General features: G+C 72.1%; 26 protein-coding genes and 1 pseudogene. 17 read left to right on the plus strand and 10 right to left on the minus strand.

Features of this window, described 5'->3' with window-relative positions; genetic code table 11:
- The first annotated feature begins 20 nt into the window (after positions 1–20).
- The 10 genes from AC068Z_RS27085 to AC068Z_RS27130 are packed head-to-tail and all read left to right on the plus strand — an operon-like array spanning position 21 to position 5,189.
- On the plus strand, positions 21–350 hold the full coding sequence (locus AC068Z_RS27085; protein ID WP_478560738.1) for a gas vesicle protein GvpO: 330 nt from the start codon (positions 21–23) through the stop codon (positions 348–350).
- Positions 351–400: 50 nt separating this feature from the next.
- On the plus strand, positions 401–826 hold the full coding sequence (locus tag AC068Z_RS27090) for a gas vesicle structural protein GvpA (protein ID WP_478560741.1): 426 nt from the start codon (positions 401–403) through the stop codon (positions 824–826).
- The gene (locus AC068Z_RS27095) at positions 823–1,584 is read left to right on the plus strand and encodes a GvpL/GvpF family gas vesicle protein (protein ID WP_478560743.1); all 762 of its coding nucleotides are present in this window, start codon (positions 823–825) and stop codon (positions 1,582–1,584) included. The genes AC068Z_RS27090 and AC068Z_RS27095 overlap by 4 nt, the downstream gene beginning before the upstream one ends.
- Before the next feature lie 5 nt (positions 1,585–1,589).
- Positions 1,590–1,817 (plus strand): gas vesicle protein GvpG, encoded by a 228-nt coding sequence (locus AC068Z_RS27100; protein WP_478560746.1) that lies wholly within the window; start codon positions 1,590–1,592, stop codon positions 1,815–1,817.
- Positions 1,814–2,470, plus strand: coding sequence for a DNA primase (locus AC068Z_RS27105; RefSeq protein ID WP_478560748.1), 657 nt, complete (start codon positions 1,814–1,816; stop codon positions 2,468–2,470). The genes AC068Z_RS27100 and AC068Z_RS27105 overlap by 4 nt, the downstream gene beginning before the upstream one ends.
- The gene (locus AC068Z_RS27110) at positions 2,470–3,600 is read left to right on the plus strand and encodes an SRPBCC family protein (RefSeq protein ID WP_478560751.1); all 1,131 of its coding nucleotides are present in this window, start codon (positions 2,470–2,472) and stop codon (positions 3,598–3,600) included. The genes AC068Z_RS27105 and AC068Z_RS27110 overlap by 1 nt, the downstream gene beginning before the upstream one ends.
- Positions 3,597–3,920, plus strand: coding sequence for a gas vesicle protein (locus AC068Z_RS27115; protein WP_478560754.1), 324 nt, complete (start codon positions 3,597–3,599; stop codon positions 3,918–3,920). Before AC068Z_RS27110 ends, AC068Z_RS27115 begins: the two co-directional genes overlap by 4 nt.
- On the plus strand, positions 3,920–4,711 hold the full coding sequence (locus tag AC068Z_RS27120) for a GvpL/GvpF family gas vesicle protein (RefSeq protein WP_478560757.1): 792 nt from the start codon (positions 3,920–3,922) through the stop codon (positions 4,709–4,711). Before AC068Z_RS27115 ends, AC068Z_RS27120 begins: the two co-directional genes overlap by 1 nt.
- Positions 4,708–4,911, plus strand: a complete 204-nt coding sequence (locus AC068Z_RS27125) for a gas vesicle protein (RefSeq protein WP_478560760.1) — start codon at positions 4,708–4,710, stop codon at positions 4,909–4,911. The genes AC068Z_RS27120 and AC068Z_RS27125 overlap by 4 nt, the downstream gene beginning before the upstream one ends.
- A complete protein-coding gene (locus tag AC068Z_RS27130) occupies positions 4,908–5,189 on the plus strand; it encodes a gas vesicle protein K (protein WP_478560763.1) in 282 nt (93 codons plus the stop codon). The genes AC068Z_RS27125 and AC068Z_RS27130 overlap by 4 nt, the downstream gene beginning before the upstream one ends.
- A gap of 14 nt (positions 5,190–5,203) precedes the next feature.
- Here AC068Z_RS27130 and AC068Z_RS27135 read toward each other — a convergent pair whose 3' ends face one another.
- From AC068Z_RS27135 to AC068Z_RS27145, 3 genes and pseudogenes are all read right to left on the minus strand, one after another.
- A complete protein-coding gene (locus tag AC068Z_RS27135) occupies positions 5,204–5,374 on the minus strand; it encodes a hydrophobic protein (RefSeq protein ID WP_451725026.1) in 171 nt (56 codons plus the stop codon).
- 43 nt (positions 5,375–5,417) lie between these two features.
- A pseudogene (locus AC068Z_RS27140) lies at positions 5,418–6,243 on the minus strand (methyltransferase domain-containing protein).
- 91 nt (positions 6,244–6,334) lie between these two features.
- Positions 6,335–7,828 (minus strand): phosphatase PAP2 family protein, encoded by a 1,494-nt coding sequence (locus AC068Z_RS27145; protein ID WP_478560766.1) that lies wholly within the window; start codon positions 7,826–7,828, stop codon positions 6,335–6,337.
- A gap of 60 nt (positions 7,829–7,888) precedes the next feature.
- On the opposite strand from AC068Z_RS27145, the gene AC068Z_RS27150 reads away from it, so the two are divergent.
- The 3 genes from AC068Z_RS27150 (at position 7,889) to AC068Z_RS27160 (ending at position 10,583) form a co-directional block, all read left to right on the plus strand.
- Complete coding sequence (locus tag AC068Z_RS27150) at positions 7,889–8,545, plus strand: histidine phosphatase family protein (protein WP_478560769.1); 657 nt, start codon at positions 7,889–7,891, stop codon at positions 8,543–8,545.
- A gap of 42 nt (positions 8,546–8,587) precedes the next feature.
- Positions 8,588–10,207, plus strand: a complete 1,620-nt coding sequence (locus tag AC068Z_RS27155; RefSeq protein ID WP_478560772.1) for an ABC-F family ATP-binding cassette domain-containing protein — start codon at positions 8,588–8,590, stop codon at positions 10,205–10,207.
- A gap of 118 nt (positions 10,208–10,325) precedes the next feature.
- Complete coding sequence (locus tag AC068Z_RS27160) at positions 10,326–10,583, plus strand: DUF6158 family protein (protein ID WP_478560774.1); 258 nt, start codon at positions 10,326–10,328, stop codon at positions 10,581–10,583.
- Positions 10,584–10,597: 14 nt separating this feature from the next.
- Here AC068Z_RS27160 and AC068Z_RS27165 read toward each other — a convergent pair whose 3' ends face one another.
- The 5 genes from AC068Z_RS27165 to AC068Z_RS27185 all read right to left on the minus strand — a co-directional run bounded on the left by AC068Z_RS27165 (position 10,598) and on the right by AC068Z_RS27185 (position 16,341).
- Positions 10,598–12,697 carry a catalase gene (locus tag AC068Z_RS27165; protein ID WP_478560777.1) on the minus strand — a complete coding sequence of 700 codons (2,100 nt, stop codon included), beginning with the start codon at positions 12,695–12,697 and terminating at the stop codon, positions 10,598–10,600.
- The gene (locus AC068Z_RS27170; protein WP_478560779.1) at positions 12,697–13,239 is read right to left on the minus strand and encodes a type 1 glutamine amidotransferase domain-containing protein; all 543 of its coding nucleotides are present in this window, start codon (positions 13,237–13,239) and stop codon (positions 12,697–12,699) included. The genes AC068Z_RS27165 and AC068Z_RS27170 overlap by 1 nt, the downstream gene beginning before the upstream one ends.
- A 254-nt stretch (positions 13,240–13,493) precedes the next feature.
- The gene (locus AC068Z_RS27175) at positions 13,494–13,913 is read right to left on the minus strand and encodes a CBS domain-containing protein (protein WP_478560782.1); all 420 of its coding nucleotides are present in this window, start codon (positions 13,911–13,913) and stop codon (positions 13,494–13,496) included.
- The gene (locus AC068Z_RS27180) at positions 13,906–14,301 is read right to left on the minus strand and encodes a DUF2795 domain-containing protein (RefSeq protein WP_478560785.1); all 396 of its coding nucleotides are present in this window, start codon (positions 14,299–14,301) and stop codon (positions 13,906–13,908) included. Before AC068Z_RS27180 ends, AC068Z_RS27175 begins: the two co-directional genes overlap by 8 nt.
- A gap of 246 nt (positions 14,302–14,547) precedes the next feature.
- Positions 14,548–16,341, minus strand: coding sequence for a thiamine pyrophosphate-requiring protein (locus tag AC068Z_RS27185; protein ID WP_478560788.1), 1,794 nt, complete (start codon positions 16,339–16,341; stop codon positions 14,548–14,550).
- Positions 16,342–16,585: 244 nt separating this feature from the next.
- Between AC068Z_RS27185 and AC068Z_RS27190 the strand changes: the two genes are divergently transcribed.
- From AC068Z_RS27190 to AC068Z_RS27205, 4 genes are all read left to right on the plus strand, one after another.
- Positions 16,586–17,377: an RNA polymerase sigma factor SigF gene (locus tag AC068Z_RS27190; RefSeq protein WP_478560791.1), complete on the plus strand. Its 792-nt coding sequence runs from the start codon at positions 16,586–16,588 to the stop codon at positions 17,375–17,377.
- 130 nt (positions 17,378–17,507) lie between these two features.
- Positions 17,508–18,131, plus strand: a complete 624-nt coding sequence (locus AC068Z_RS27195) for a hypothetical protein (protein WP_478560794.1) — start codon at positions 17,508–17,510, stop codon at positions 18,129–18,131.
- A gap of 69 nt (positions 18,132–18,200) precedes the next feature.
- Entirely contained in the window at positions 18,201–19,448 is a 1,248-nt protein-coding gene (locus AC068Z_RS27200; protein WP_478560797.1) for an aminotransferase class I/II-fold pyridoxal phosphate-dependent enzyme, read from the plus strand.
- On the plus strand, positions 19,445–20,479 hold the full coding sequence (locus AC068Z_RS27205) for an MBL fold metallo-hydrolase (RefSeq protein WP_478560800.1): 1,035 nt from the start codon (positions 19,445–19,447) through the stop codon (positions 20,477–20,479). Before AC068Z_RS27200 ends, AC068Z_RS27205 begins: the two co-directional genes overlap by 4 nt.
- A gap of 7 nt (positions 20,480–20,486) precedes the next feature.
- On the opposite strand, the gene AC068Z_RS27210 is transcribed toward AC068Z_RS27205, so the two are convergent.
- Together AC068Z_RS27210 and AC068Z_RS27215 are read right to left on the minus strand one after the other, a co-directional pair.
- On the minus strand, positions 20,487–21,101 hold the full coding sequence (locus tag AC068Z_RS27210; protein ID WP_478560803.1) for a DedA family protein: 615 nt from the start codon (positions 21,099–21,101) through the stop codon (positions 20,487–20,489).
- Positions 21,098–21,871 carry an MBL fold metallo-hydrolase gene (locus AC068Z_RS27215; protein ID WP_478560806.1) on the minus strand — a complete coding sequence of 258 codons (774 nt, stop codon included), beginning with the start codon at positions 21,869–21,871 and terminating at the stop codon, positions 21,098–21,100. The genes AC068Z_RS27210 and AC068Z_RS27215 overlap by 4 nt, the downstream gene beginning before the upstream one ends.
- Between the last annotated feature and the right edge of the window lie 57 nt (positions 21,872–21,928).

Below are 21,928 nucleotides of genomic sequence, written 5' to 3' on the forward strand. Positions count from 1 at the left end.
CACTCGGCTTACGAGGCGCCATGACTAATTCACAGAACACACCCAAGAAATCCGACACCGACAAGGGTGGGGCGGCCGACCGGCCGACCCCCATGGACGTGCTGCGCCAGGCGCGCGTCCAGCTGGCCGAGCTCACCGGCATGACCGCCGAGTCGGTCTCGTCCTTCAACCAGACGGAGGACGGCTGGTCGCTGGAGATCGAGGTCCTGGAACTGGAACGCGTGCCGGACACCATGAGTCTGCTCGCGAGCTACCAGGTCGAACTCGATCCCGACGGACAGCTCACCGGCTACCGGCGGGTCCGCCGCTACGAGCGAGGGCGCTCCGATCAACGGTCGGGCGGCCGCTAGGCCGTCCGACCGCCCCCCACCCAGATCCCGGAACAGGAGGAACGTTCGGCATGACTGTCGTACCGGCACAACAGAGCGGCGGCGGAGGTGGCTCCAGCGGCCTCTACGACGTCCTGGAGCTCGTTCTCGACCGAGGGCTCGTCATCGACGCGTTCGTGCGTGTCTCCCTCGTCGGCATCGAGATCCTCAAGATCGACGTCAGGGTCGTCGTCGCCAGCGTCGACACCTATCTTCGCTTCGCCGAGGCGTGCAACCGCCTCGACCTGGAGGCCGGTCCGCGCAAGAGCCCGGGCCTGCCCGACGTGGTCGGCCAGATCACCGAGTCCGGCGCCCGCGGCAAGTCCAAGGGCGCGCTGTCCGGCGCCGCGCAGACCATCTCCGATGCCTTCAAGCAGGCCCGTGACGAGGGTGAGGCCGAACCGAAGCCGCGCACCCGCCGGTCCTCGGCCTCGCGCCGGAAGGAGGAGCAGGAGTGAGCACGTACGTCTATGGCATCACCGCCAGCTCGCATCCCGCGCTGCCCAAGGACATGACAGGAGTCGGCGACCCGGCGCTCCCGGTGCGCGTGCTGAAGGAGGGCCCGCTGGCCGCCCTCGTCAGCGACGCCCCGGAGGGGCTGCGCCCCAAGCGCAGGGACCTGCTCGCCCACCAGAACGTCCTCGCCGAGACCGGCGCCGCCGGCTGTGTGCTGCCCATGCGGTTCGGCAGCGTCGCCCCCGACGACGACACGGTCACCGGGGTGCTCGCCGAGCGCGCCGACCACTACCAGGAACGGCTGCGGGCGCTCGACGGCAAGGTCGAGTACAACGTCAAGGCCAGCCACGACGAAGAGGCCGTACTGCACCGGGTGATGTCGCAGAGCCCGGAGATCCGCTCCCTGACCGAGGCCAACAGGCAGGCGGGTGGCGGCAGTTACGACCAGAAGCTGCAGCTCGGCGAGATGGTGGTGGCCGCCGTCAAGGCCCGCGAGGCCGAGGACGCCGCCGATGTCCAGCGGATCCTGGAGGCCGAGGCGGCGGCGGTGAGCACGGGCCCCGAGTCCAGCGGCTGGCTCGCCAACGTCTCCTTCCTGGTCGCCCGGGACACCGCCGAGGTGTTCCTGGCCGCCGTGGAGGAACTGCGCAAGAGCCATCCGCACCTGGAGGTGCGGCTCAACGGCCCGCTGCCGCCGTACAGCTTCGTCGAGCCCGGGCCGACGACGCACGAGGCCACCCTCGGCGCCGCAGAGGAGTGAGTGGGATGGGACTCATCGGCGAAGTGCTGTTGCTGCCCTTCGCCCCGGTGCGCGGCAGTGCGTGGGTGATGCGGCAGGTGCTGAACGAAGCGGAGCGCATCTACTACGACCCGGCCACGGTGAGGAAGGAGCTCGCCCGCCTGGAGGAGCAGTTGGAGGCGGGCGAGATCGACGAGGAGGAGTTCGACCGGCGTGAGGACGAACTCCTCGAGCGGCTGGAGACGACACGATGAACAGAGCGGGACTCGGCCTCGCGATCGGGGCCGGATACCTCCTTGGACGAACGAAGAAGATGAAACTCGCGTTCGCCGTCGGCACCCTCGTGGCCGGTAAGCGGATGCGCCTGAACCCGCGGGCGCTCGCGGAGCTGGCCTCCCAGCAACTGCTGCAGAATCCGCAGTTCAAGGAGATCGGGGACCAGTTGCGCGAGGACCTGCGCGGGGTCGGCAAGGCCGCGAGCGGCGCGATGGTCGAGCGGCAGATCGACGCCCTCGCCGACCGGCTGCACGGCCGCACCGCCGAGGTGCGCGACCAGCTGGCCGGCGTGGTGCCGGATCTCGACGAGGACGAGGAGGACGAGGAGTACGCCGACGAGGACGAGCGTTCCCGGGCGTACGACGACGAGGACGACGAGGACGAAGAGGACCGCGACGACGCGGCACCCGCGAAGAAGACGGCCCGCGCTCCGGCGAAGAAGGCGGCTGCGAAGAAGACCGCGAAGACCGCGGCGAAGAAGGCCGCACCGGCCAAGAAGGCGGCGGCCAAGAAGGCGCCGGCGAGGACCGCGAAGAAGGCCGCCCGCTCGGGCGCGGCGAAGAAGACCGCCGCCGCCCGTGGCGCGGCCCGCGGTACCCGCGCCGGGACCCGGAAGGGCGGTGGTGAGTGATGAGCGAGCCCGTGGGACGCGTGTCCTCCCTGGCCCAGAGCGAGGCGGCCGACCGGCTGAAGAAGGAACTGCAGGAGTACCTCGCCGCACAGGCCCAGCGCCTGATGGTGGGCGCGGGCCGCAAGCTCGGCGAGACCACGCTCAAGCTGAACGACATAGCCGACGGCAAGAGCCCCGGCTTCGCCAAGCTCGCCCTCGACGGCGGCCGCAAGATCGCGGAGGGCAAGGGCCCCGTGCGCAGCGCGCTGGAGCTCGGTGCCTCGCACGCCAAGGACAAGGTGGTCGAGGCGTTCAAGGGCCTCGGCGGCAAGGGCAAGAAGGGCAAGGGCGGCGCGGGCAAGAAGCCCACCGTCATCATGGAGTACGTCGACGTCGGGGTTTCCGTGCGCACGGCGTACGACCAGTGGACCCAGTACCAGGACTTCAGCACCTTCGCGAAGGGTGTCAAGAGCGCGAACCGCGCCGACGACACCAGCTCCGACTGGCAGCTGAAGGTCTTCTGGTCCAACCGGAGCTGGAAGGCGCACACCAAGGAACAGGTGCCGGACGACCGGATCGTCTGGACCTCGGAGGGCGCCAAGGGCACGACGAAGGGTGTCGTCTCCTTCCACCGGCTCGACGACCAGCTCACCCGGGTGCTGCTGGTGATCGAGTACTACCCCCAGGGGCTGTTCGAGAAGACCGGCAACATCTGGCGCGCCCAGGGCCGCCGGGCCCGGCTCGACCTGAAGAACTTCGTCCGGTACGTCACGCTGAAGGGTGAGGTCGAGGACGGCTGGCGCGGCGAGATCCGCGACGGCGAGGTCGTGGTCAGCCACGAGGACGCCCTCGAGCAGGAGGAGTCGGAGGAGTCGCAGGAGTCGCAGGACGCCCACGAGGACGAGGACGAGGCGGAGGGCGGCTACGAGGACGACGCTGAGGAGGAGCCGGAGGAGGAGCCGGAGAACGACGAGCCGGTCGACGAGGACGAGCCGGTCGACGAGGACGAGCCCGTCGACGAGGACGAGCCGGTCGACGAGGACGAGCCGGTGGACGAGGACGAGCCCGTCGACGAGGACGAGCTGGAGGACGAGGAAGAGTACGAGGACGAGCCCGAGGACGACTACGCCGACAGCGGGAGCCGCCGATGACGGTCCCCGGCCGGCTCCCCGAGCCCTACGGTCAGGGCGGCAGCGCCAACCTCGCCGACATCCTGGAGCGCGTCCTCGACAAGGGCGTGATCATCGCGGGTGACATCCGGATCAACCTGCTCGACATCGAGCTGCTCACGATCAAACTGCGTCTGATCGTCGCCTCCGTCGACAAGGCGCGGGAGATGGGCATCGACTGGTGGGAGGACGATCCGGCGCTGTCCTCGCGGGCCCGGCGCGATGAACTCGCCCGGGAGAACGCCGAGTTGCGCGAGCGGCTGGCCCAACTGGAGCCCGGCCGCGGGCAGGAGGAGGTCTGATGCCGGGACTGCGCTATGTGTATGCCGTCTGCCGGCCCTTCCGGTCGGCCCTGCAGTCGCAGCTGACCGGGGTCGCCGGACTGCCCCCGAGGCAGCTGACCCACCACGGCCTGATCGCCGTCTACAGCGTGGTGCCGGAGCGGGACTTCGCCGAGGAGCCGCTGCGCTCCCATCTGGAGGACCTGGACTGGCTCACCGCGACGGCCAGGGCCCACCAGACGGTCATCGACGCGCTCACCGCCGTCACCACCCCGCTCCCGCTCCGGCTCGCCACCGTCTTCCGGGACGACAGCGCCCTGCGCACGATGATGGAGTCCCGCGAGGCGTACTTCCTGCGCACCCTGGACCGGCTCCAGGGCCGCGTGGAGTGGGGCGTCAAGGTCTACGTCGAGGCCGAGCCGAAGGACACCGCCGCACCCGTGGATAAGCCCGCCACGGGCCGGGACTATTTGCGCCGGCGGGCCCAGCAGACGCGTTCCCATGAGCACAACTGGCAGCAGGCCATGGAATTCGCGGGGCGGCTGCATGCGACCCTTTCCTCCTATGCGGAGGATTCCCGGCTGCACAATCCGCAGAGTTCTGAGCTTTCCGGCGCCTCGGGACAGAACGTGTTGAACGCCGCTTATCTGGTGCCCCGCGGAGAATCCGAGGAATTCGTGGAACTGGTGGACCGTACGAAGGACGAGGCCCCGGGAATGCGGGTGGAACTCACCGGCCCCTGGGCCGCGTACTCCTTCACCGGAGAAGAGACGGGGAACGAGACGGAGGGGACGGGGGAAGAGAGGCTGTGACCGTCATAGAACGCCGTGAGGTCGCCCTGGTGGACCTCCTGGACCGGCTGCTGGCCGGCGGGGTGGTCATCACGGGCGACATCACGTTGCGCATCGCCGACGTCGACCTCGTGCGCATCGACCTGAACGCGCTGATCAGCTCGGTGAACGCCAATGTGCCCTCGCCCTTCGGGGACTCGCCCGTCGGGGGGCCGCAGTGAGCCCCAGGGAGCGGCTGGACCTCGACCCCGACACCGTGGAGCGGGACCTCATCAAGCTGGTGCTGACCGTGGTGGAGCTGTTGCGCCAGCTCATGGAGCGCCAGGCGCTGCGCCGCTTCGACGAGGGCGATCTCAGCGAGGAGCAGGAGGAGCGGATCGGGCTCACCCTGATGCTGCTGGAAGACCGGATGACCGAGCTGCGGGAGCGGTACGGACTGCGGCCCGAGGACCTCAATCTGGACCTCGGGCCGCTCGGGCCGCTGCTTCCCCGGGAGTAAGCCTCCCGGGTTCGTCACCACCTGTACCAGCGGCCCCTGCCCCCGGCGGCAGTGGTGCCGCGCATCAGGAATCCCAGCAGCCAGAGGACGAGAACTGCCAGCGCAATCCACCAGAGCACTTTCACCGCAAATCCGGCACCGAACAGAATGAGTGCCAAAAGCAGAACCAGCAGAACAGGAACCATAGTGTGATACCTCCTGCTGGCCGAGTTGCCGGAATTCCTGAATTCAGGCCTCCTTGCGGCACAGAATTTCTCCGTGCAGGACGCTGAACCAGCCGTCCGCCCGCTCGCCCCAGGCCCGCCAGGCGTCCGCCACGGCGCGCAGCTCCGCCTCGGTGGCGTGGCCGCCCTCGACGGCCCGGTCCGCGTACGTAGGCCGAGGCGAGCGTGCGGTCCGCCCACAGGCCGCTCCACCAGGCCCGCTCCTCGGGGGAGGCGAAGGTCCAGGTGGCCGAGCCGGCCGTGATGTCGGTCAGGCCGGCGTCGAGCGCCCAGGACTTCAGCCGGCGGCCCGCGTCCGGCTCCCCGCCGTTGGCGCGGGCCACCCGCCGGTACAGGTCCAGCCAGTCGTCCATCCCGGGGGACGCCGGGTACCAGGTCATGGCCGAGTAGTCCGAGTCGCGGACCGCGATGAACCCGCCGGGCCTGGCCACCCGTCTCATCTCCCGCAGCGCCTGGACCGGGTCCCCGACGTGCTGGAGCACCTGATGCGCGTGGACGACGCAGAAGCTGTCGTCGGGGAAGTCCAGCGCGTGCACGTCGGCGACCGCGAAGTCGACGTTGTCCAGGCCCCGTTCGGCCACAGTTGCCCGGGCCTGCTCCAGGATGCCGGGGGCCCGGTCGACCCCGGTGACCCGGCCGTCCGGCACCAGCGCCGCCAGGTCGGCGGTGATGGTGCCGGGGCCGCATCCGATGTCCAGGATCCGCATGTGGGGCTTGAGCGAGTCCAGCAGGTAGGCCGCGGAGTTGGCGGCGGTGCGCCAGGTGTGCGAGCGCAGCACCGACTCGTGGTGCCCATGGGTGTAAACGGCGGTCTCGCGCGGCTGCGACATAGCGTTCCCCTCGTCTCGTCGTCGTGCCGCCACCGTACGCGCGCATGTCGAATAATGAGACCTGCGTTTTGCTATCTGGACTGACGGAGTGTCAGTGTCCGGGTAGCGGCCGGTACACCGTGAGCGCCTCGGGCAGCTTCTCCAGCGTCACGTCGCCGTCCACCTCGGTGACTTCGCCGTCGTAGGCGAGCAGCGAACCCGGGCCGACGTCGGCGAGGCGGAGTCGGCCGACCTGGACCGCCGCGTGGGCGGGGGAACGGGTCAGCGGGCCCGCGACGGCCGCCGCGAGCAGCCGGAGCGCGGGGCGCCGGCCGCCGTGCACCACCCGTACGTCCAGCACGCCGTCCGCGAGGTCCACCCGGCGGCCGGGTGTCAGGCCCATCCGGTGGTAGGTGCCGTTCCCGGCGAACAGGAGCCACAACGGCCTCGGTGAGCCGCCCAGTTGGGCCTCCAGGGGATGCCGGTCGGCGCGCAGGACGCGCACGGCGGCGAGCACCCCGGCCGGCCAGCCGCCGATCCGGTGCGACCAGCGGTCCCGCTCGCGCACCAGCTCCGGGTACACACCCAGGCTGCAGGTGTTGAGGAAGACGCCCCGCCGCGCACCGGAGCGGAACTGGCCGACGTCCACCCGCACCGCGTGGCCGTGCACCAGGGCCCGGGTCAGATCGCGCACGTCCTCCACGCCCAGGTCGTAGGCGAAGTGGTTGAGGGTGCCGCCGGGCAGCACCGCGAGCGGCAGCCCGTGCCGCAGGGCGACCTCGGCGGCGGCGTTCACCGTGCCGTCCCCGCCGCACACCCCGAGCACCCTCGCGTGCGCCGCCGCCTTCTCCAGTTCCGCCCGTACGTCGCCGGGCTCGCACTCCACGACCTCCGCCTCCGGCAGGACGTCCAGCAGGGTGCGCACCCGGTCGGCGGTGCCCGAGCCGGTGTTCGCCACCATGACCAGGCCCTCGCCCTCGGTCAGCGACGGGACCTCGGCGCGCGGCCGGGCCGGCGGGCGGAGCTGGGCGCGGGTGGGCACCAGGCCCCGTACGGCGTACGCGGCGCACGCGCCGAGGGCGGCGCCCGCCAGGACGTCGCTCGGGAAGTGCACCCCGGTGTAGACCCGGGACAGCGCCACCGACCAGGCGACCGGGGCCACCACGGCCCCCCAGGCCGGCGACTCCAGCGCGACACCGGTCGCGAAGGCGGCCGCCGACGCGGAGTGCCCGGACGGGAAGGAGGTGGTGATCGGCTGCCGCTTCAGCTGCCGCACATGCGGTACGGCGTCCAGGACCGGCCGCGGGCGGCGCACCGAGCGCTTGCCGAGCGTGTTGATGGTCAGCGAGGCGAGGCTCAGCGAGGCGAGTCCGCGCACGGCCGCCCGGCGGGCCCGCGGGGTGCGGGTCGCCGCGATCAGGGCGCCGGTCGCGAACCACAGCACCCCGTGGTTGGCGCTCCGGCTCAGCCGGGGCAGCACGCGCTCGGCGCCCGGCCAGTGCTGCTCGGCGGCGAACTCGAACAGCTTGGAGTCGAGGGCGAGGAGCCGGTCCCGCAGCGCGTGGCGGCCCGGTGTGGGCAGGGTGAAGTCGACATCTGGGCTCATGCCGTGACGGGTACCCTGAAGTGGCTGTTTCCTTGCCGCTCTCGTCCCCGGAGGGCCTGAATGCGTCTGCTCCTCGTCCGTCACGGCCAGACCCCCACGAACGTCGACTACCTGCTGGACACCGCCGTCCCGGGGCCGGGTCTGACCGCGCTCGGCGAGGCCCAGGCGGCCGCGCTGCCCGAGGCCCTCGCCGACGAGGACATCGAGGCCCTGTACGTCTCCACGCTGGTGCGCACGCAGCTCACGGCCGCGCCGCTGGCCGCCGCGCGCGGCCTGGAGGCGATCGTGCGGGACGGCATCCGGGAGATCTCCGCGGGTGACATGGAGATGCTGCCGGGCCACACCGAGCAGGGCGAGCTGTACATGCGCACGGCGTTCTCCTGGGCGGCCGGGGACACGGGCCTGCGGATGCCCGGCGGGGAGAGCGGCGAGGAGGTGCTCGCCCGGTTCGACGCCGTGGTCGCGGAGGCGGCGGCGAGCGGTGCCGGGACGGTCGCGATGGTCAGCCACGGCGCGGTCATCCGGACCTGGACGGCGGCCCGTGCGGACAACGTGGACATCGCCTTCGCCGCCGCGCACCGGCTGGACAACACCGGTGTGGTGGTCTTGGAGGGCTCGCCGTCCGACGGTTTCAAGGCGCTGTCGTGGGCCGGCGCGAGCGTGGCCCCGGCCGGCGAGGGCGGTCCGGCGGGCGAGCCGCTGGAGGACGCCGGATAACGGTTTGCCCTGGTCCGGGGGTGACCCGGAGAATGCCACCCCATGGGACATCTCGAAGCGGCGCACCTGGAGTACTACCTCCCCGACGGGAGGCCGCTCCTCGGCGATGTGTCCTTCCGGGTCGGCGAGGGGGCCGTGATGGCCCTGGTCGGCCCGAACGGCGCGGGCAAGACGACCCTGCTGCGGCTGATCTCCGGTGAGCTGAAGCCGCACGGCGGTTCGGTCACGGTCAGTGGCGGTCTCGGCGTGATGCGCCAGTTCGTGGGGTCCGTACGGGACGAGACGACCGTACGGGATCTGCTGGTGTCGGTCGCGCCGCCCCGGATCCGGCAGGCCGCGCAGGCCGTCGACACCGCCGAGCACGGGATCATGACGGTCGACGACGAGGCCGCGCAGCTGAGGTACGCGCAGGCCCTCGCCGACTGGGCCGAGGTGCGCGGGTACGAGGCCGAGACGCTGTGGGACATGTGCACCATGGCCGCGCTGGGGGTGCCCTACGAGAAGGCGCAGTTCCGGCAGGTACGCACGCTGTCCGGCGGTGAGCAGAAGCGGCTGGTGCTGGAGGCGCTGCTGCGCGGCACCGACGAGGTGCTGCTGCTGGACGAGCCGGACAACTATCTCGACGTGCCGGGCAAGCGGTGGCTGGAGGAGCGGCTGAAGGAGACCCGCAAGACGGTCCTGTTCGTCTCCCACGACCGGGAACTGCTCGCCCGCGCCGCGGAGAAGATCGTCTCGGTGGAGCCGTCGCCGACGGGGGCGGACGCGTGGGTGCACGGCGGGGGATTCTCGACGTACCACGACGCCCGGCGCGAGCGCTTCGCGCGGTTCGAGGAGCTGCGGCGGCGGTGGGACGAGAAGCACGCTCAGCTGAAGAAGCTGGTGCTGACGCTGCGGCAGGCGGCGGCGGTGAGCCATGAGATGGCGTCGCGGTACGCGGCGGCCCAGACGCGGCTGCGGAAGTTCGAGGAAGCGGGACCGCCGCCGGAGCCGCCGCGGGAGCAGGACATCACGATGCGCCTGAAGGGCGGCCGTACGGGCGTCCGGGCGGTGGTGTGCGAGTCCCTGGAGCTGACGGGTCTGATGAAGCCGTTCTCGCTGGAGGTCTTCTACGGCGAGCGGGTCGCGGTCCTCGGCTCCAACGGCTCCGGGAAGTCGCACTTCCTGCGCCTGCTGGCGGGGGAGGAGGTGGCGCACACCGGCGCGTGGAAGCTGGGTGCGCGGGTCGTGCCCGGGCACTTCGCGCAGACCCACGCGCACCCCGAGCTGACGGGGCGCACGCTGCTGGACATCCTGTGGAAGGAGCACGCGCAGGACAAGGGTGCCGCGATGTCGCGGCTGCGCCGCTACGAGCTGACGCAGCAGGCGGAGCAGACCTTCGACCGGCTCTCGGGCGGTCAGCAGGCGCGGTTCCAGATTCTGCTGCTGGAGCTGGAGGGCGCGACGGCGCTGCTGCTGGACGAGCCGACGGACAACCTGGACCTGGAGTCCGCGGAAGCCCTTCAGGAGGGCCTGGAGGCCTTCGACGGCACGGTCCTGGCGGTGACCCACGACCGCTGGTTCGCGCGTGCGTTCGATCGCTTTCTGGTCTTCGGCAGTGACGGCCGGGTCCGGGAGACGACGGAGCCGGTCTGGGACGAGCGGCGGGTGGAGCGGGCGCGCTAGCGGGCGCCGCCCCGCACGGAGGCCCGGGGCCCGGGATGTTCGTACAGTGGACTCAGGAACGCGAGATCCACCGTCCCTCCCGGACCTCGGTCAGGGACACGACGAGCGGGGTGCCACGATGACCGGAGTCGACCCCAGCCGGCTGGACGACCAGCAGCTCATGAAGGAGCTGGAGACCATCCACCGCACGCGCCACGACGCGCTCCTGTACGGCTCGAACGACGCACTGCGGGCCCACAACGAACGTATGGCCCAGCTGGAGGGCGAGTACCTCCGTCGCAACCCGCGCCGCCCGGTCGTCGCCGGCCGTACCCGCGAGGGTGCCCGGGACCGCGGCTCCGGAGAAGCCGCGACCCCGGACACCCCGGGTACCTGATCCTTCCGGCGCCGTCAGCGGCGCAGCGGAGCCCTGTCCCAGTGCCGGTGGGCCGCGATCGCGGCCACGAAGGTCCGGCAGAAGTCCTCGCTCGCGGTGCCCGGTGAGGTGTCGGTCACCACACCCCGATCGGCGACCACCTGGTGGAACCCGGTCGACACGTCGAGGCCCTCCGGCTCCAGCGACGACAGGATCACCACGCCCGAGCCGAGCGCGCCGACCGGCTTGCCGTGCCGGTACGCGTCCCGCACGAAGCGCAGCACGTCCGGGTCGGTCGCGGCGGGCGGTGTGCCCACCGGGCCGCCGGGCAGCAGCACCGCGTCGTACAGCACCGACGCCATGGTGGGCAGCGCCCGGTCCACGGCGAACCGCTCGCCGTCCGCGCTCGCGACGGTGCCGTCGGCGGGCGCGAGGGCCTCGACGACCGCGCCCTCGGCGGCGAGCGCCTCGCGCACCGACGTCAGCTGGTCGGCGTCGACACCGTCGGTGACGAGAGCCGCGATCCGCCGGGTGCGGATGGAGCCGTCGCCGCGCTGCCGCTCGATGCTCAGCGCCGGGGAGAGCACCTTGTTCGTGCCCTCCTCGGCCCCCGACGGCGCCGCGACCCCGACACCGCGCGCCACCTCGGACGCCAGCTCGCCGTTCACCTTGGCCAGTTGCTCCACCGTCCGGGCGCGCACCTCCCGCGCCTCCACCTTGCCGAGCTCGAACCGGAACGCGGCCACGATGTGCTGCCGCTCCCAGTCGCTCATGGAGTGCCAGAACAGCGCGGGCTGGCTGTAGTGGTCCTGGAAACTCGGGCTGCGGCGCCGGATCTTGGCCCCGTCGACGCGTTCGGCGTAGTGGGTGTAGGCGCCGGCGTCGACACCCGCGTGGGCCGGGCAGCCGCCCCCCAGCGAGTTCGGGAAGTAGTTCGTGCCCCGGTGGATCTGGCTCTGGCCGTAGCCGTCCCGCTGGTTGGTGCGGACGGGCGCGACCGGCCGGTTGACCGGCAGTTGCGCGAAGTTGGGGCCGCCGAGCCGGATCAGCTGCGTGTCCAGATACGAGAAGTTGCGGGCCTGGAGCAGCGGGTCGTTGGTGAAGTCGATGCCCGGGACGACGTTGGCCGTGTGGAAGGCGACCTGCTCGGTCTCGGCGAAGAAGTTCTCCGGGTTGCGGTTCAGCACCATCCGGCCGATCGGCCGCACCGGCACCTGCTCCTCCGGGATGATCTTCGTGGCGTCCAGCAGATCGAAGTCGAAGGCGAACTCGTCCTCCTCCGGTACCAGTTGGACACCCAGCTCCCACTCCGGGTACTCGCCCGCCTCGATCGCGTCCCACAGATCCCGCCGGTTGAAGTCCGGGTCGCGGCCCTGGCACTCCTGGGCCTCGTCCCACACCAGCGAGTGCACCCCGAGCCGCGGCTTCCAGTGGAACTTCACGAACGTGCCGCGCCCGTCGGCGGTCACGAACCGGAAGGTGTGCACGCCGAAGCCCTGCATCATGCGGTAACTGCGGGGGATCGCCCGGTCCGACATCAGCCACATGATCGCGTGCAGCGTCTCGGGCTGCAGCGACACGAAGTCCCACAGGGTGTCATGGGCGGACGCCCCGGTCGGGATCTCGTTGTGCGGCTCGGGCTTCACCGCGTGCACGAAGTCCGGGAACTTGATGCCGTCCTGGATGAAGAAGACCGGGAAGTTGTTCCCGACGAGGTCGTAATTGCCCTCGGACGTATAGAACTTGGTGGCGAAGCCGCGCACATCCCGAACGGTGTCCGCCGAGCCGCGCGGCCCCTGCACGGTCGAGAACCGCACGAACACCGGGGTCCGCACGGCCGGGTCCTGGAGGAAGGCGGCGCGGGTGAACTCGGCGCAGGACTCGTACGGTTCGAAATAGCCGTACGCCCCCGCGCCCCGCGCGTGCACGACCCGCTCCGGGATCCGCTCGTGGTCGAAACGGGTGAGCTTCTCCCGGAAGTGGAAGTCCTCCATCAGGGTCGGCCCGCGCTCACCGGCGGCCAGCGAGTCGTCGGTGTGGTCGACCGGCACGCCCTGGTCGGTGGTGAGCGGTCCGCCGGCCGGGTCGTCCGCCCGGAAGGCCTCGCGCTGTTCCTGCTTGGGGTCGCGGTCCATCAGGCCGACTCCTTCGCGAACACGTCCAGGAAGGTCTCGCAGAACGCCTTCAGGTCGTCCGGCTTGCGGCTGGTCACCAGCTTGTTGGGGCCGTGGTCGCAGACCTTGACCTGCTCGTCGACCCAGGTGCCGCCCGCGTTGCGGATGTCGGTGCGCAGGCTCGGCCAGGAGGTGAGCACCCGGCCGCGGACCACGTCCGCCTCCACCAGCGTCCACGGCGCGTGGCAGATCGCGGCGACGGGCCGGCCCTGCTCGAAGAAGGCGGCGACGAAGGCGACGGCCTTGTCGTCCATCCGCAGGAAGTCCGGGTTGGCGACCCCGCCGGGCAGCACGAGCCCGCCGAAGGAATCGGCGGAGGTCTCGCCCACGACCTCCTGCACCGGGAAGGTGTCCGCCTTGTCCAGGTGGTGGAAGGCCTGGATCTTCCCCGGCTTCGTCGACACGAGCACGGGTTCGTGACCGGCGTCCACCGCCGTCTGCCAGGGATCGGTCAGCTCCACCTGCTCGACGCCCTCGGGCGCGGTGAGAAATGCGATGCGCATGATGGTTCAGTCCTCCTTCTTCCTCTTCGCGCTTCCTCTTTCGCGCCGTCCGCCGGCACAGCAGCAACTCCTCGCCGTACGGCAGCAGCACACAGGCGCCGATCGCGGCCCGTGCCCCACATCAGCGAGGTGAGCGCCCCGAGCGGCGCGGCCTGCGGAAAGCGTGGATGTGTGGTTCGATCGGCCGGCCCTCGATCTCCGCGGCCCGGTCGCGCGGCCTGTCCTCGATCCCGCGGCCGACGCGGCGCACGGGGTCAGCCGCCCGGACTGGCGCGGCTGATGTCCGCCAGCGCCGAGTCCGGGTCGCGGGCCTCGGCGAGGTCGCCGAGGCTGACCATGCCGACCGGCAGGCCGTCCTCGACGACCGGCAGCCGGCGCACCGCGTGCCGGCGCATCAGGGCGACGGCGGCCGGCACCGGGTCCTGCGGCGCGACCACCACCGGATCGGGGCTGCACACCGACCGGACGCTCACGGTCAGCGGGTCGATGCCGTCCGCCACCGCGCGGACCGTGATGTCACGGTCGGTGAGCATCCCGACGACCCGCTGGCCGTCGGCCACCACCACGTCGCCGATGTCCTGGGCGCGCATCAGCTGTGCCGCCTCCACCAGCGACGCGTCCGGGCGGACGGCGACCACTCCCGCGGTCATGACGTCCCGGACCAGGTCAGCCATGGCGGCGGCCCCTCTCGCCGCCGGTCAGGGCCTCCGCCAGTTCCTGGACGGTGGCGTAGCGCGCCGAGCGCGGCAGGTGGTCCAGGGGCTCCACCAAGCCGTCGGGCGCGTAGCTGTGGCGCAGGGTGCCGGCCAGCTCGCGCGGGCCCGCCGGGAACGCGCTGCGGCTGAGGTACCGGGCCAGTGCCTGGCGCACGGCCGGCAAGGACACCGCGCCCACACCGGGCGTCACCGGACCACCCGCGACCTGCGGATCGTCGTCGGCGCCGGGCTCCGGGTCGTGCCACTCCTCGACGCGCGTGGGGTGGCCGGACCTGAGCAGGCCCTGGAGTTCGTGTTTCATCTCGTCGTCGCGATGGACGCTCAGGCGGTCGCTGCCTCGCTGCATGACTCCCTCCAGATCTTCGCGGGTGCGCACCGCGTACCCGAAGAGCGGCGACCGACACAGTCCGGCCGGCTTTGCCACGTTTCTTCCGCGCCCGTCCGGAGACCCGGTCCGCACCCCCCGCGCACCGCTCCGCGGAAGGACGGGTCATGTTGTTGCTCGCGGTACTCATCCCGCTGTTCATGCTCGGCGTGCTGCTGGCGCTGAGCCGCTACGAGGAGGCGCTGCTGCCGGCCGAGCCGGGCGAGGCTACTTCCGTTCCCGCCCCGGCAGGAACTCCTGCAGCTTCGCCTTGAAGCCCTGCTTGATCATCGAGCCGCGGTCCGCGTCGCCCTTCAGGATCGAGGCGGCCGTGGCCTCCATCTGGTCCCACGTCGCGTGCGGCGGGATCGGCGGAACCGCGGGGTCGGTCAGGAACTCGATCACCGCCGGGCCGTCCGCCTCGAGACCGGCCCGCCAGCCCGCCTCCACGTCCTCCGGCTTCTCCACCCGGATCCCGGTGAGGCCCAGCGAGCGGGCGAACTCGGCGTACCGCACGTCCGGGAGCTCCTGCGAGGGCAGGAAGGACGGCGCGCCCCCCATGGCCCGCAGCTCCCAGGTGACCTGGTTGAGGTCGCGGTTGTTCCACACGCCGACCACCAGACGCGGGTCCTCCCACTGATCGCGGTACTTCGCCGCCGTGATCAGCTCCGCCATCCCGTTCATCTGCATCGCGCCGTCCCCGACCAGGGCGATCGCGGGCCGGTCCGGATGCGCGAACTTCGCGCCGATCGCGTACGGCACCCCGCAGCCCATCGTGGCGAGCGTGCCGGACAGGGAGCCGCGCATGCCGGGGCGCATCGTCAGATGCCGGGCGTACCAGTTCGCCGCGGAACCCGAGTCGGAGCTGACGATCGCGTCGGCGGGCAGCAGTGGATCGAGGGCCCGGGCCACGTACTCCGGGTTGATCGGGTCGGCCGACAGATTCGCCCGCCGCTCCATGATGTCCCGCCAGTGGCTCACGTTGTCGCACACGGTGTCGTACCACTCGCGCCCGCGCCCGGCGTCGATCATCGGGATCAGCCGGGCCAGCGTCGCGCTCGCGTCACCGACGAGATTCACCTCGTACGGGAAACGCATCCCGACCATGTGCGGATCGAGGTCGATCTGCACCCCCCGCGCCTCGCCGAACTCCGGCAGGTACTGGGAGTACGGGAAGGAGGACCCGACCGTCAGCAGGGTGTCGCAGTCCCGCATCAGCTCGTACGACGCCCGCGTGCCGAGCAGGCCGATCGAGCCGGTGACATACGGCAGTTCATCGCTCAGCACGTCCTTGCCGAGCAGCGCCTTGGCCACGCCCGCGCCGAGCAGCTCGGCCATCCGCTCCACCTCGTCCCGGGCCCCGGCGGCACCCTGGCCGACCAGGATCGCCACCTTGTCACCGGAGTTGAGGATCTCCGCGGCCCGCTCGAGCGACTCCTCGGAGGGGACCGCGGTCCACGAACCGCGGTCCAGACTGGAGGGCACCATCTTGAACTCGTGCGTGGGCGGGGTGTACTCCAGCTCCTGCACATCGCCGGGGATGATGACCGCGGTCGGGCAGCGGCGCGCGTAGGCGGTGCGGATCGCCCGGTCCAGCACGTTCGGCAGCTGCTCGGGGACGGTCACCGTCTCCACGAACTCCGAGGCCACGTCCTTGAACAAGGTGTGCAGATCGACCTCCTGCTGGTACGAGCCGCCCATCGCCGTCCGGTGCGTCTGGCCGACGATCGCCACCACCGGAACATGGTCCAGCTTGGCGTCGTACAGGCCGTTCAGGACATGGATCGCGCCGGGTCCCGAGGTGGCCGCGCACACTCCGACCCGTCCGCTGTACTTCGCGTAGCCGACCGCCTGGAGCGCGGACATCTCCTCGTGCCGGGACTGGATGAAGCGCGGCCGGTTCTCCGCCCGGCCCCAGGCCGCGAGCAGGCCGTTGATGCCGTCGCCGGGGTAGCCGAAGACGTGCTCCACCCCCCATTCGCGCAGTCGCTGCAGTACGTGATCGGAGACCTTGGTGGTCATGCCGGACCTCCCGGACGAGTACGGACGGGCAGCCCTACGAGTCACCCTGCGCGACTGCCGAAAACCCTGGACGGGGTGTTTGCGGCGAGGGGGCCCGGGCAGGCGAACCCTCAGTGCTTCGGACAGGAGGCACGTCCGTGGGAGCGGCGATCCGCCGACCCGGGCCGCGTTCCGTCCGGTTCCGCCGCGCGCTCCCACGGTGACCGTCCAACCAGAGCACAGGACATAGGGAGTTGCGACGCACATGCCCACACGAGTGAGCGCGAAGCACCACCCGCACGATGACGCCCCCGACACCGCGGAGGCGTTCCGCACACTCGCCTCGCTGCCTGACGGGCCGCAGCGCGACACACTCCGCGAGAAGATCGTCGAGGCCTGGCTGCCGATGGCGGACCGGCTCGCGGGCCGCTTCCGCAGCCGCGGCGAGAGCTTCGAGGACCTGCGCCAGGTCGCGGCCCTCGGGCTGGTGAAGGCGGTCGACCGGTACGACCCCGAACGCGGCAACGCCTTCGAGAGCTACGCCGTGCCGACCATCACCGGTGAGATCAAGCGGCACTTCAGGGACCACATGTGGACGCTGCACGTGCCGCGGCGGGTGCAGGACCTGCGCAACCGGGTCCGGTTCGCCGTGCAGGACCTGCAGACCGTCTCCGGTCGCCGCCCCTCGGTGGCGGAGATCGCCGAGCACGCGGACATGACCGAGGCCGACGTCAAGGCCGGCCTGGAGGCGCTGGAGAGTTTCACGGCGCTGTCCCTGGACGCGGAACTGCCCGGCAGCGAGGACGGCTACTCCCTGAGTGACGCGCTCGGGTCCGCGGACCCGGCGCTCGACACCGTGGTGGACCGGGAAGCCGTGAAGCCGCGGCTCGCCGCCCTGCCCGAGCGGGAGCGGGCGATTCTGTACATGCGGTTCTTCGGCGACATGACGCAGAGCCGGATCGCCGAGCAGCTGGGCATCTCGCAGATGCACGTGTCCCGGCTGATCAGCCGGTGCTGCGGGCGGGTGCGGGAACAGGTGCTGCGGGACGCGGCGTAGTTTCACCCGCACGGGCGTCTTCGTCCCGCCAATGGCGTTCGGCCGCGCGCGGGGTGGTGGCAAGGAAGCTCTGATGGCTGTGGGGCGCGCGGTGGCGCGTCCCACAGCCGTCGGTTGAGGAGCCCGCGTCATGCGCCGCATCGTCCGTGTCCTGTCCGCCCTCGCCCTGGGCGGTGTCGTCCTGGGGTTCGCCGCCTCGTCGGCTCTCGCGGAACCGGCCGCGGAGGTCAGTCCGAGCAGCGTGCAACCGGGCGGGTCCGTCACCGTCTCCGTCACCTGCGATCCCCTCGGCGGGCCCGCGCCCGCCACCCTGGACGCCACCTCGCAGGCCTTCGAGGAGGGCACGGTCGCCCTGCACAAGGTCGCGGGCCAGGAGGATGCGGGTGGGCCCGCCTACCGGGGGAGCGCCCGGATCGTCCCCGCGGCGGAGCTGGAGGGTGTCGACTCCGTGGGGCCCGACACCGCCTGGACCGTCGACGGGACCTGTCCCGCCGCCCCCGGCGGGCAGGGCAAGCAGTGGAGCGCGACCTTCACCGTCGCCAAGGGCGGCGCGACGCACTCCGCGAAGCCGTGTCCCGAGCCGCACCGGGAGACCTGCCCGCCCGCGGTGATCCAGAAGGGCGTGCACGCCGGTGAGGGCGGCGCCTTCACCGACTCCGTGCCCCTGCTGGTCGCCGGCGGGGCGCTGATCGCGTGCGCGGCGGGAGGTGCCGTGTACCGGCTGCGCCGCGGGAGGCCGACGGGGGGCATCTGACCCGGCTCGCTGGGTAGGCAGAACCCCTGGGGCGCCCTGTCGCCCCGCACGCACCAGGAGGGAGTCAGGGTGGCGCGGAGGGTTCCCGAGAGCCACGGCCCCGTCCGGTACGGGCCACCGCTGCCCGGGGACGGGCTGCCGGTGCTGCCCGAGCTGGCCGCCGTGCTCGCCGCTGCCGCCGGGCGGGCCGAGAGCGAGCCCGTGGGCGGCGGAGGGGCCCTGCTCGACGCCGCCTGCGGCCACTTCGACCGGCGCGGTCTGTCCGCCGTACCGGACCGGGTGGTCGCGGCCCCAGGCGCGAACGCCCTGCTGCTCGCGCTGACCGCCGCGGTCGGCGGTGACGTCCTGGTGCCCCGGCCCTGCGCGGCCTGGTGGGCGCCGTACGCACGCCTGTTGGGAAGACCCGTCTTCCATGTCGCCACCCCGGCCGAGAGCGGCGGGGTGCCCGATCCGTACGCCCTGCTGGAGACCGTGCGCAGGGTCCGCGCCGAAGGCGGTGACCCGCGGCTGCTGGTGCTGTCGGTCGCCGACGACCCCACCGCCACCGTGGCGCCCCCGGAGCTGCTGCACGAGACCGTCGAGGCCGCCGCGGGCGAGGGCCTGCACCTGGTCAGCGACGAGACCTGGCGGGACACCCGGCACGCCCCGCACGACTCGGTGCTGCTCAGCCCCGCCGAGATGCTCCCGGAACGGGTCAGCGTCGTCACTGACCTGGCCGGGGCGCTGCTGCCCCCCGGCTGGCCCGCCGCGGTCGCCCGGTTCCCGCCGGGCGAGGCCGGAGGGGGCCTTCACGCGCGCGTGCTCGACGTGCTCACCGCGCTCGGCGCGCGGGTCGCCGGGCCGGTCGCCGCCGCGGCCGGGTACGCCCTCACCGAACCCGAGCCGGTCGCCGCGCGCCGGGCCGCCGCCGTGGCCCTGCACGCACGCCTGGCCGCCGCCCTGCACGCGGTCGTCGTCGGCGCGGGAGCCGTCGCCCGCCCGCCCCAGGCCGGGCGGCATCTCTATGTCGACCTCGGCCCCCTGCGCAGCGCGCTCGGCGCGCACGGCGTCGGCGACGCCCAGGATCTGGAGGACTTCCTCACCGCCCGGCTCGGCATGCCCGCGCCCGGCGGGCACCGCTTCGGTGACGACCTCGCGGCACCGCGCGTGCGGCTGTCCACCGGGGATCTCCTCGGCGGCACGGACGAGGAGCGCACGGAATGCCTGGGTTCACCCTCGCCGTTGGAACTGCCCCATGTGCAAAGCGCGTTCAACCATGTGAAGTCGGTCTTCGACGATCTCCGCGACCATGCTCGGCGATGGGAGTCTCCTCGATGACGCAGCAGTCCGAGTCGACCACGAAGGATTGCGACAGCGCCTCCACCGCCCCCTTTCCCCCGCTCGCCGAACCCCGCCCGCTGGGCGAGCGGCGGGTGTGGCCGCGCACCTTCCACGACCGCCTCACGGCGCCGCTGCCCGGCCTGAAGGCCATGGCCCGGTTCGCCCGCGAGGGTGCCGTCCGCCCCGGCCGCGAGGGCCTGGCCGACCTTCCGCTGCTGCCCTGCGAACCGGCCCCGCTGCCCCGCGTCGACGCCCGCACGATCGCCGTCTCCTGGGCGGGACACGCCAGTTGGGTGGTCCGGATCGGTGGCCTGACCGTCCTCACCGACCCGGTCTGGTCCCGCCGCATCATCGGCACCCCGGCCCGGATCACCCCGGTCGGGATCGACTGGGACTCGCTCCCGCCGGTGGACGCGGTCGTCATCAGCCACAACCACTACGACCACCTGGACGCCCCCACCCTGCGCCGGCTGCCGCGCGACACCCCGGTGTTCGTACCGGCGGGTCTGGCCCGCTGGTTCCACCGCCGCCGCTTCACCACCGTCACTGAACTGGACTGGTGGGAGGCGGCCGAACTGGACGGCGTCCGCTTCGACTTCGTCCCCGCCCACCACTGGTCCAAGCGCAGCCTCACCGACACCTGCCGCAGCCTGTGGGGCGGCTGGGTCCTGACGGACGAGGAGGGCCGACGACTGTACTTCGCCGGCGACACGGGCTACGGCCACTGGTTCACCCGCATCGGCCGCCGCTACCCCGGAATCGACCTGGCCCTCATGCCGATCGGCGCCTACGACCCCCGCTGGTGGCTCAGCGACGTCCACTGCGACCCGGAGGAGGCGGTGCGGGCTACCCGGGACCTGGGGGCGCGCAGGATGGCGCCCATGCACTGGGGCACGTTCGTCCTGTCGGCGGAGCCGGTGCTGGAGCCGCTGCGGAGGGTGCGGTCGGCATGGAAGGAGGCGGGGCTGCCGAGGGAGAACCTGTGGGATCTGCCGGTGGGAGGCTCGCGGGTACTGACGGCCGCCTAGGCCTCGCTCAGGCCCGGACCCGCCGCCACACACTGGGCGCCGCGCTGATCACCAGCGTCAACGCCACCGCCGCCACGACCCCTTCCCACGGCTCCGGGAACAGCGACCCACCCAGAATCCCGATCAGCTGATACGTCACGGCCCATGCCAGACAGGCCGGAAGGTTCCCCCGGGCGAACCGCCGCATGGGCCACTCGGCGATCAGACAGGCCAGCATCACCGGCAGCCGCCCGGCCGGAACCAGCCGGGACAGCACCAGCACCGCGACACCGTGCTCGGCCAGTTTCGTCTGCGCCTGGTCCAGCCGTTCCTCCGGCGCCCGGGACCGGATCGCCTTCAGCCACCGCGACCCGTTCCGGGACTTCATGCCCCGCCGCCCGAGCCAGTACAACGTCATGTCACCGAGAAACGCGGCCAGCGAGGCCGTGACGAACACCATCGCCAGGGTGAACGGCGCCGTCTGATGGAACGCCACCACCGCCGCCGTGCTCACCAGCGCACCCGTGGGTATGACCGGCACCAGCGCCCCGAGCAGGACCAGCACGAACAGCGTCGGCAGGCCGATCGCCTGCTGTGCCGACTCGGCCGACACCGTCGAGGAAGCCGTGGCGAGGAGGCTCACGCGGACACCTCCAGCCGTACGTTCTCGCCGTGCCCGAGCCGGTGCACGGCGACGCCCGGCGCACGCTCGGCGGCGAGCCGGGCGAACTCGTCACCGGGCGCATGGAACTCATGGGGGCGCACGGCGTCCATGCCGATGGGCCAGTACGTGCCGTAGTGCACCGGCACCGCGCTCCGGGGCGCGAGCCGGGCCAGTGCCTCCGCCGCCCGCCCCGCGTCGAGATGGCCCTCGCCGAGATACGGCCCCCAGCCGCCCACCGGCAGCAGCGCCACGTCGACCCGGCCGACCTCCCGCGCCATCTCGTCGAACAGACCGGTGTCCCCGGCGAAGTAGGTGCGCGCCTCGCCCTCGATGACGTAGCCGAGGGCGGGGGAGTGGTGCCGTCCCACCGGCAGGCGCCGTCCGTCGTGGCGGGCGGGCACGGCCCGCACCCGCAGAGCACCCACAGGCGTCACATCGCCGGCCCGCACCTCGACGATCCGCAGATGCGTGAGCCGGCGCAGCCCCGGCACGGCCCGGAGCGCGCCCCGGGGCACGACCAGGCGCGTGCCCTCGGCGAGCCGCGCAAGGGACGGAACATGCAGGTGGTCGGCGTGCAGATGGGAGACGAGCGCGACATCGGCATGCCAGGCGCTGGGCGGGGGGAGGGCGCCCCGGCGGCGGCGCAGATGCGCGAGCCGGCGTGCGAACAAGGGGTCGGTCAGGACGCGTACGTCCGAGTCGGCGACCGTGCAGGTGGCGTGACCCCACCAGGTGATCTCCACGGGCACCTCTTTGCCTCCATCGCGCGACTCCCCCGAAGCCTACGGGCAGGAGTAGTGTCGGCG

Source organism: Streptomyces sp. NPDC043726 (genome assembly GCF_056436565.1).